The sequence below is a fragment of the Pseudomonas donghuensis genome (genome assembly GCF_000259195.1).
Classification (GTDB): domain Bacteria; phylum Pseudomonadota; class Gammaproteobacteria; order Pseudomonadales; family Pseudomonadaceae; genus Aquipseudomonas; species Aquipseudomonas donghuensis.
The window spans coordinates 250909-260011 of record NZ_JH650761.1 but is presented as its reverse complement, the minus strand read 5'-3'; the positions used below and the strand labels follow the sequence as shown (position 1 = coordinate 260011).

Below are 9103 nucleotides of genomic sequence, written 5' to 3'. Positions count from 1 at the left end.
CGGTGCGGCGACCCGACTTGCCCCGCGATAAAGCCAGTATCAGGACTGGCTGATCGGGCTTACCGGTGCCAATGGCGTCACAGAGGCCGGTGCAGCACTGGCTACCGATGCCGGGCTTGGCGCCGGTGCAGCGCTGGCCGCAGGTGCCGCCGGCTTCGCTGCTGCAGGTTTAGCTGCTGGCTTGGCCGCAGGTTTAGCCGCTGCGGTTTTCGCCGCTGGCTTGGCTGCAGGTTTAGCCGCTGCAGTTTTTGCTGCAGGTTTCGCCGCCGCTTTCGGTGCAGCCTTGGCCAATGGCTTGGCCGCAGCCTTGCTCGCTGCCGGCTTTTTCGAGATAGGCGTCACCGATGCACCGGTCAGCTTCTCGATCTGCTTGGTCAGCGTGTCGACCTGCTTGTGCAGGGCGGCGACTTCATTGCGGCTCGGAACGCCCAGACGCGAAATGGCACTGTTCAGGCGCTTGTCGAAAGCCTCTTCGAGCTCGCCCCATTTGCCCAGCGCGCGATCTTTGACATCACTGACCCGAGAGCTAGCCGATTTCGCAGTAGCCTTGGCCGAGTCGACCGAACTCTTGGCTAGCTTCTCAGCTTTCTCACCATCCTTGACCAGGGTGTCGAACAGCTTGCTGCCATCCGCATCGATCTTGGAGTAGATACCCAAACCAGCCAGCCAGATCTTGCGGGAATACTTCTCGATCCCCCCGACCCAGGAGCTGCCTTCTTTCTCAGTATTCTTCTTGCCAGCCATCCCGCTCTCCTTATTGTTTACGTGCGACACGTTCAAGCAATGCCGTGAGCTCATCGAGCTTGGCAGAGAGTGCCTCCACGTCATGTTTAGACGGAATGCCGATGCGATTCAAGGCGCTTGCGACCCGCGTGTCGAAAGCCTTTTCGATTTTGTCGAGTTGAACCTCGACCTTGCCCTTGACGCTGGTCAGCTCGCCCTTCACCGAATCAATCTCGGAGTTGGCAGCATCGACCTTCGCATCGAGTTTTTTCTTGCCGCGTTGTTCTACCGATTCGCCGGCCTTGACCAGCTCTTTAAGGTAGTCGGCACCTTCCTGACCTACCCGGGTGTAAGCCCCCAGGCCTGCCAGCCAGATCTTGCGCGCGTAGCCGCGCACCTCACCCAACCTGCGCTGGGCGTCGTCTTTTTTCTTCAGGATCACTTTGGCCATGCTCTGCACCTCACGCTCTGAACGGAAATGGAGGAACTGCCCACGGAAGTTGGGCCTGAGCACAAGGTAGGGGGAAAAATTAGAATTGGCACACTAATAAAGGGGCAGCGGCAAGCTTCAAGCTTCAAGCGGCAAGAAAGGGCAGCGGTGATCTTGAAACCGTCGCCCCCTCCCATTCACCGCGAAGCACTTGCAGCTTGCAGCTTGAAACTCCCCCCTTGAGCCGCTAGGCGAGCGCCTTATCCAGCGCCCGCTCGATCTCGCTCTTGATGGTCCCGCTCATCATCGACAGCATCATGCCCAGCTTCAGCTCGACCTTGATGCTGTCCTCGCCAATCAGCACGCTGCCGTTGGCACCACTGCGCTTGACCTCGACCCGGTCGCCGTTCCAGCTGGCCTTGAGGTCGTATTCGCGGGCCAGCTTGTCGACCAGGGCTTCGGCCTTTTGCCGGGCCGCGTCGCGGCCCAGGCTGTGTTTGCGTTCAACGCTGATCTGGGTCATTCATTCAATCCTGGGTTCGAAGGCATACTTATATTATGCCCGCGCCCCACCTGCGACACACCCCGCCAAGACAAATCCGACCGTACGCCCTAGAATGGCCAGTAATTTTTTCCGGTGAAGCGATATGAACGATCAGCGCAAAGGCGACCACGCCGAACCCACCACCCACTTCGGCTACAAGAACGTGCCGGAAAGCCAGAAGGCCGAGAAAGTCGCCGAGGTGTTCCACTCGGTGGCGGCCAAGTACGACCTGATGAACGATGTGCTCTCCGGCGGCATGCACCGCCTGTGGAAGCGCTTCACCATCGAGCTGTCGGGCGTGCGCCCGGGTAACCGGGTGCTCGACATCGCCGGCGGCACTGGCGACCTGGCGGCCAAGTTCTCGCACCTGGTCGGCCCTACCGGCCAGGTGGTGCTGGCCGACATCAACGAGTCGATGCTCAAGGTCGGTCGCGACCGCCTGCTCGACCGCGGCGTGGCAGGCAACATCGAGTTCGTCCAGGCCGACGCCGAAAAACTGCCATTCCCGGACAACCACTTCGACTGCGTGACCATCGCCTTCGGCCTGCGCAACGTCACCCACAAGGAAGACGCCATCCGCTCCATGCTGCGGGTGCTCAAGCCCGGTGGCCGGTTGCTGGTGCTGGAATTCTCCAAACCGACCAACAAGCTGATGTCCAAGGTCTACGACGCCTACTCGTTCGCCTTCATGCCGCTGGCCGGCAAGCTGATCACCAACGACTCGGAAAGCTACCGCTACCTGGCCGAATCGATCCGCATGCACCCCGACCAGGAAACCCTCAAGGCGATGATGGTCGAGGCCGGCTTCGATCGCGTCACCTACCACAACATGACCAGCGGCATCGTCGCCCTGCACCGGGGAATCAAGCCCTGATGCTCCTGGCCGGCCTGCTCGCCAGCGTCGAACACGGCCTCAACCGTGTTTTGCGCCTGGACAGCACAGCGCTGCCGCGCTTGAGCCCGCTGGACGGCAAGGTGATTGCCATCGACTGCCGCCAGCCGGCCTTGCAGCTGTTCATCCTGCCCAGCGACGAAGGCCTGATGCTCGCCGCGCACTGGGCCAATGAGGCTGACTGCACCTTGCGTGCGCCGGCCAGCAGCCTGGTGCGCCTGGCCCTGAGCCAGGACAAGAGCGCGGTGCTGCACAGCCCGCAGGTCGAGCTTGAAGGCGATAGCGCGGTGCTGCTCGATCTGGTCGCGGTGCTGCAGGACCTGGAGCTTGACTGGGAGTACGAAGTCTCCCGCTGGCTGGGGCCGATCGCCACGCAGTTGCTCAGCGGCCATTTGCGCAGCCGCGCCAACTGGACCCGCCAGGGCCTGGCGGCGCTCAACCAGAACCTCTCCGAGTACCTCGCCGAAGAGGCCCGGACCCTGGTAGGCCAGCGCGAAGCCGAAGCCCGTTTCAGCGAACTCGACACGCTAAAAGTCGATATTGAACGCCTTGAGGCGCGCATCGAGCGCCTTGCCCGATCCCTTGATACCAGCGATAACGCATGAAGCTGCTTGCCGTCCGCCGTCTGTTGCGCATCCAGCGCGTCGTGATCCGTTACCGTCTCGATGACCTGCTGTTCGCCCTGCCCCTGCCCTGGTGGCTGATGGGCTTGCGCTATGCCATGCCCTGGCGCTGGCTACCGCGCAAAGAGCTGGAGCTCAGCCGTGGCGCGCGCCTGCGCCTGGCGCTGCAGGACCTGGGGCCGATCTTCATCAAGTTCGGCCAGTTGCTGTCGACCCGCCGCGACCTGCTGCCCGAAGACATCGCCGACGAGCTGATGCTGCTGCAGGACCGGGTGCCGCCGTTCGATCCGCAAAAAGCCATCGCCCTGATCGAAGAACAGCTCGGGGCGAAGATCAGCGAGGTGTTCAGCCGCTTTGACGTCGAGCCGTTGGCTTCGGCATCGGTGGCCCAGGTACACGCGGCCAAGCTCAAGAGCGGCGAAGAGGTGGTGGTCAAGGTGGTGCGCCCGGGCCTCAAGCCGGTCATTGCTCAGGACCTGGCCTGGCTGTTCCTGATTGCCCGCGGCGCCGAACGGGTTTCGGCCGATGCACGCCTGCTGCACCCGGTGGAAGTGGTCAACGACTACGAAAAGACCATCTACGACGAACTCGACCTGTTGCGCGAAGCGGCCAACGCCAGCCAGCTCAAGCGTAACTTCGAAGGCTCGGAGATGATGTACGTGCCCCAGGTGTACTGGGACTGGTGCCGGCCTAAAGTGCTGGTGATGGAGCGCATCTACGGTATTCAGGTCACTGACCTGGCGACCCTGGCCGACCAGCGCACCGACATGAAGATGCTCGCCGAGCGTGGCGTGGAGATCTTCTTCACCCAGGTCTTTCGCGACAGCTTCTTCCATGCCGACATGCACCCGGGCAACATCTTCGTCAGCACGGTCAAGCCGTGGAGCCCGCAGTACATTGCCATCGACTGCGGCATCGTCGGCAGCCTGACCCCCGAGGACCAGGACTACCTGGCACGCAACCTGTTTGCCTTCTTCAAGCGCGACTACCGCCGTGTGGCGCAGTTGCACATTGACTCGGGCTGGGTACCGGCACAGACCAAACTGAATGAATTCGAAGCGGCGATCCGCACCGTGTGCGAGCCGATCTTCGAAAAACCGTTAAAGGATATTTCTTTCGGCCAGGTGCTGATGCGCCTGTTCCAGACCGCGCGGCGCTTCAACATGGAAGTCCAGCCGCAGCTTGTTCTGTTACAGAAGACCCTGCTCAACATCGAAGGCCTGGGCCGCCAGCTGTACCCGGACCTGGACCTGTGGACCACCGCCCAGCCGTTCCTCGAGCGCTGGATGCGCGAACGGGTCAGCCCCAAGACCCTGCTGCAGAACCTGCATGGCCAGGTCGAGCAGATCCCGCACCTGGCCGGCATGACCCGCGACCTGCTCGAACGCATGTCGCAACCGCACCTGGCCGACCCGCCCGCGACCTGGCAGCCGAAGAACGATCACTGGGCCCTGCGCCTGCTCGGTGCCGGGCTGCTCGGCGGCGGCGCCACCCTGGCTGCCGGCGCGGTCAGCCTCAGCGCTCCCGCTGCCTGGCCTGCCTGGTTGATGCTGGCCGCTGGCCTCTACCTGATCGTGCGTCGATAGCCAGCCGGGCTGCTGGCTGGCACACTAGCACAAGGGTTCGGCAAAGGATCGGACCCGGCTTTGGAGTCGAAAATGAAAGACTGGCTGGACGAGATCAACTGGAACAGCGATGGCCTGGTACCGGCTATCGCCCAGGACCACAAGACCGGGCGCGTGCTGATGATGGCCTGGATGAACCGCGAAGCGCTGGCCCTGACCGCCGCCGAGCAGCGGGCCATCTACTGGTCACGTTCGCGTGGCAAACTGTGGCGCAAGGGCGAAGAATCCGGCCACGTGCAAAAGCTGCACGAAATGCGCCTGGACTGCGACGCCGACGTGATCATCCTGATGGTTGAACAACTGGGTCATATCGCCTGCCATACCGGCCGCGAGAGCTGCTTCTACCGGGTCTTCGACAACGGTGAGTGGAAGACCGTCGATCCGGTCATCAAGGACCCGCATGCCATCTACAGCGCAGGACATTGACATGAGCGACACCCTGACCCGCCTGGCCGAAGTACTGGAAGCGCGCAAAGGCGCCGAGCCCGACAGCTCGTACGTGGCCAGCCTGTATCACAAGGGCCTGAACAAGATTCTGGAAAAGCTCGGCGAAGAGTCGGTCGAGACCATCATCGCCGCCAAGGATGCCGCCCACAGCGGCGACTGCAGCGATGTCATCTACGAGACCGCCGATCTGTGGTTCCATAGCCTGGTCATGCTCGCCCAATTGGGCCAGCACCCGCAGGCGGTGCTGGACGAACTGGACCGCCGTTTCGGCCTGTCCGGGCACGCCGAGAAAGCAGCGCGTCAGCCGTCGGCCTAACTGAATTATTTCGAGGGATTGCACCATGGGTATTTTTGACTGGAAACACTGGATCGTCCTGCTGGTCGTGGTGGTACTGGTGTTTGGTACCAAGAAGCTGAAGAACTTCGGCAGCGACCTGGGCGAGTCGATCAAGGGCTTCAAGAAAGCCATGAACGAAGAAGAGACCAAACCGGCCGAACAGACGCCCCCTCCGGTGCAACCCGTCCAGCCGCAGGCCACTTCGCCGCTGAACCAGCCGCAGACCATCGATGGCCAGGCCCACAAGGTCGAAGAGCCGATCAGGAAAGATTGATCAATGTTCGGGATCAGCTTCAGCGAACTGTTGCTCGTGGGCCTGGTGGCCCTGCTGGTGCTCGGCCCCGAGCGCCTGCCGGGCGCCGCGCGTACCGCCGGGCTGTGGATCGGCCGGCTCAAGCGCAGCTTCAATGCGATCAAGCAGGAGGTCGAGCGTGAAATCGGCGCCGATGACATCCGTCGTCAGTTGCACAACGAGCACATCCTCTCCATGGAGCAGGAAGCGCGCAAGATCCTCAACCCCAACAGCGTGACGCCTGAGCCGCCTGCAACCCCGGTTGCCCATGGCGAAAGCGCCCCGGCGCCAACACCCAGCAGCAGCGAAACCACGCCGCCAGCCGCCAGCGCGCCCACCGAACCGACACAGCCCCCGCGAGCCCCATGAGCGATATTCCGGAAAACGACCAGCCGATGCCGCTGGTTTCGCACCTCACCGAGTTGCGTACACGCCTGCTGCGCTGCGTCGCGGCCATCTTCCTGATCTTCGCCGGGCTGTTTTCCTTCGCGCAGCAGATCTACACCCTGGTCTCGGCGCCGTTGCGCGAGCACCTGCCGGCCAACGCGACGATGATCGCCACCGACGTCGCCTCGCCGTTCCTGACGCCGTTCAAGCTGACCATGATCGTCTCGCTGTTCCTGGCCATTCCGTTGATCCTCCAGCAGATCTGGGGCTTCATCGCGCCGGGCCTGTACCGCCATGAAAAGCGCATCGCCATTCCGTTGCTGGTGTCGAGCATCATCCTGTTCTACGCCGGCATGGCCTTTGCGTATTTTCTGGTGTTCCCGCTGATCTTCGGCTTCTTCGCCAGCGCCACCCCGGAAGGGGTGTCGATGATGACGGACATTTCCAGCTACCTGGACTTCGTCATGACCCTGTTCTTCGCCTTCGGCGTGGCCTTCGAGATCCCGGTGGCCGTGGTCCTGCTGGTGTGGATCGGCGTGGTCGATGTGAAGTACCTGCGAAAGATCCGCCCGTACGTGATCATTGGCTGCTTCGTGGTCGGCATGATCCTGACCCCGCCGGACATCTTCTCGCAGACCCTGCTCGCCGTGCCGATGTGGCTGCTGTTCGAGATCGGCGTGCTGTTTGGCGGGCTGATCCGCAAGCGTAGCGAACACCCTGAAGACGCTGCCGACGACCATAACGACCAGCCGCCAGCGACTCAGCCGTGAACCTGCTGTTACTTGAAGAGGCCGATTTCATCGCGGCCGATCGCGTGGTGCTGGCTGACCGGCGCTTTACCCACATGCAGGAAATCCACCGCGTGGCGGTGGGCGATACCCTGCGCGTCGGGCGTATCGGCGGGCTGATGGGCCAGGCCGTGGTACTGCGCCTGGAAGGCCATGAAGCCGAGCTCAGCGTCAGCTTCGACCAGCCACCACCGGCCAAGCTGCCGCTGACTTTGGTGCTGGCCCTGCCACGGCCGAAAATGCTCCGTCGGGTGTTCCAGACCGTCGCCACCATGGGCGTGCCAAAGCTGATCCTGGTCAACAGCTACCGGGTCGAGAAAAGCTTCTGGCAAACCCCGTTCCTCGAGCCCGAAGCCATCCGCGAACAGCTGATCCTCGGCCTTGAGCAGACCCGCGATACCGTGCTGCCCGAGGTGATCATCGAGAAGCGCTTCAAGCCGTTTGTCGAAGACCGCCTGCCGGCCATTGCGCAAGGCACCCTCGGCCTGGTCGGCCATCCAGGCCCGTACCCGCCCTGCCCGCGCGGGCTGAACGAGCCGGTTACCCTGGCCATTGGCCCGGAAGGTGGCTGGATTCCCTACGAGATCGACCTGCTGGGCAAGGCCGGGCTGAACCCGGTACAACTCGGCGAACGCATCCTGCGCGTGGAAACAGCGGTCACCGCCCTGCTCGCCCGTCTGTTCTGACTTCAGTTTTGCCGCTCCAGGCCGATGCATTGGCACCAGAAAAATAATCGCCTCTGCCGATCGCAATGGAGTCCCACCATGTACCGTTGGTTAGCCCAGCACCTGGGTAACGTGAGCGTCAATCTCAAACTCGGCATCGGCTTCGGCCTGGTCCTGTTGCTGACCCTGGCCATTACCCTGACCGGCTGGCAGGGCCTGAACGGCATCAGCAACCGTGGCGACACCCTGGGCGGGATTTCCCAGGTGCACCAGGCCACCCTCGAACTGCGCATTGCCCGCCAGGGCTTCCAACTCAAAGGCGACGAGGCCGCGGCGCAGAACCTCAACAATGCCCTGGCTGCGCTTGAGCGCCAGTTGCAAGCGGTCGACCAACGCATCGTCCTGCCCGAGAACCGCCGTCGCATCGAGCAGCAGCACGAAGCCGTGCGCCAGTACCGCCAGGCGCTAAGCAGTGCCGACAAGGCCGCCCAACAGCGCGAAGCCGCTCGTGCCGTGCTCGGCAGCAGCGCCGACGAGGCCGCGGCGTTGATCGCCCAGGTCGAGCAACAACTGCTCAGCGGCAGCGACCTGAACCTGTTCAACAGCGTGGTCGGTGCCAGCAAGCTGCTGCAACAGGCGCGCTTCCAGGTCCGTGGCTACACCTACAGCGGCAAGCCCGAATTCCAGCACACTGCGCTGGAGGCCATCGACCAGGCCACCTCGCAGCTCAAGACCCTGGCCGAAGTACTGCCGGCCAGCTACACCAGCAACTTCAACCAGGCCGCCCGCGCCCTGGGTAACTATCGCGGCGCCGTGGTCGAGTTCGGCAATGCGCAAAACGCCTCCGAGCAGGCCGCTCAACAAATGGTTGTCTTGGGCCAGAACCTGATCGAGCAGAGCCAGCAACTGACCAGCACCCTTACCACCCTGCGCGATGACGAGTCGCAACACGCCAAGTCGATGCTGGCCCTGGCCACCGTGCTGGCCTTGCTGTTCGGCCTGCTGGCCGCCTGGGCGATTACCCGGCAGATCATTATCCCCCTGCGTCAAACCCTCAATGCCGCCGACCGGGTTGCCAGTGGCGACCTGCGCCACGACCTCAAGATCGACCGCCGTGACGAGCTGGGCCAGTTGCAGCGCAGTATGCAGCGCATGACCGTGAGCCTGCGCGAATTGATCGGCGGCATCGGCGACGGCGTCACCCAGATTGCCAGCGCCGCCGAAGAACTGTCAGCGGTCACCGAGCAGACCAGTGCCGGGGTCAACAATCAAAAGGTCGAGACCGACCAGGTGGCCACCGCCATGAACGAAATGGCCGCCACCGTACAAGAGGTCGCACGTAACGCCGAG

The 9103-nt window shown here is 62.9% G+C and carries 12 protein-coding genes and 1 pseudogene; 10 read left to right on the top strand and 3 right to left on the bottom strand.

The annotated features are described in order from the left end of the window. Positions 1-81: 81 nt before the first annotated feature. The 3 genes and pseudogenes from UW3_RS0110325 to UW3_RS0110315 all read right to left on the bottom strand — a co-directional run. Positions 82-744 (bottom strand): annotated as a pseudogene (locus tag UW3_RS0110325) (phasin family protein); the annotation flags it as partial. Between the two features lie 10 nt (positions 745-754). Beyond that, on the bottom strand, positions 755-1174 hold the full coding sequence (locus UW3_RS0110320) for a phasin family protein (RefSeq protein WP_010222343.1): 420 nt from the start codon (positions 1172-1174) through the stop codon (positions 755-757). A gap of 226 nt (positions 1175-1400) precedes the next feature. After that, on the bottom strand, positions 1401-1676 hold the full coding sequence (locus tag UW3_RS0110315) for a polyhydroxyalkanoic acid system family protein (RefSeq protein ID WP_010222342.1): 276 nt from the start codon (positions 1674-1676) through the stop codon (positions 1401-1403). A 124-nt stretch (positions 1677-1800) separates the two neighbouring features. Here UW3_RS0110315 and ubiE point away from each other — a divergent pair, with 124 nt between their 5' ends. The 10 genes from ubiE to UW3_RS29420 form a co-directional block, all read left to right on the top strand. Beyond that, positions 1801-2571, top strand: coding sequence for a bifunctional demethylmenaquinone methyltransferase/2-methoxy-6-polyprenyl-1,4-benzoquinol methylase UbiE (gene ubiE, locus UW3_RS0110310; RefSeq protein WP_010222341.1), 771 nt, complete (start codon positions 1801-1803; stop codon positions 2569-2571). After that, a complete protein-coding gene (locus tag UW3_RS0110305; protein WP_010222340.1) occupies positions 2571-3194 on the top strand; it encodes a ubiquinone biosynthesis accessory factor UbiJ in 624 nt (207 codons plus the stop codon). The genes ubiE and UW3_RS0110305 overlap by 1 nt, the downstream gene beginning before the upstream one ends. Beyond that, entirely contained in the window at positions 3191-4798 is a 1608-nt protein-coding gene (gene ubiB / locus UW3_RS0110300; RefSeq protein WP_010222339.1) for a ubiquinone biosynthesis regulatory protein kinase UbiB, read from the top strand. Before UW3_RS0110305 ends, ubiB begins: the two co-directional genes overlap by 4 nt. A gap of 72 nt (positions 4799-4870) precedes the next feature. Next, a complete protein-coding gene (gene hisI / locus UW3_RS0110295) occupies positions 4871-5263 on the top strand; it encodes a phosphoribosyl-AMP cyclohydrolase (RefSeq protein WP_010222338.1) in 393 nt (130 codons plus the stop codon). Position 5264: 1 nt separating this feature from the next. Further along, positions 5265-5600, top strand: coding sequence for a phosphoribosyl-ATP diphosphatase (locus UW3_RS0110290; protein WP_010222337.1), 336 nt, complete (start codon positions 5265-5267; stop codon positions 5598-5600). Between the two features lie 25 nt (positions 5601-5625). Then, positions 5626-5895 (top strand): twin-arginine translocase TatA/TatE family subunit, encoded by a 270-nt coding sequence (locus tag UW3_RS0110285; protein WP_010222335.1) that lies wholly within the window; start codon positions 5626-5628, stop codon positions 5893-5895. A gap of 3 nt (positions 5896-5898) precedes the next feature. Further along, entirely contained in the window at positions 5899-6282 is a 384-nt protein-coding gene (tatB, locus tag UW3_RS0110280; RefSeq protein ID WP_010222334.1) for a Sec-independent protein translocase protein TatB, read from the top strand. Continuing rightward, complete coding sequence (tatC, locus tag UW3_RS0110275) at positions 6279-7070, top strand: twin-arginine translocase subunit TatC (RefSeq protein ID WP_010222333.1); 792 nt, start codon at positions 6279-6281, stop codon at positions 7068-7070. Before tatB ends, tatC begins: the two co-directional genes overlap by 4 nt. Beyond that, positions 7067-7774 carry a 16S rRNA (uracil(1498)-N(3))-methyltransferase gene (locus UW3_RS0110270; protein ID WP_010222332.1) on the top strand — a complete coding sequence of 236 codons (708 nt, stop codon included), beginning with the start codon at positions 7067-7069 and terminating at the stop codon, positions 7772-7774. Before tatC ends, UW3_RS0110270 begins: the two co-directional genes overlap by 4 nt. Positions 7775-7852: 78 nt before the next feature. Then, a partial coding sequence (locus UW3_RS29420; RefSeq protein WP_010222331.1) for a methyl-accepting chemotaxis protein occupies positions 7853-9103 on the top strand: 1251 nt, incomplete at its 3' end.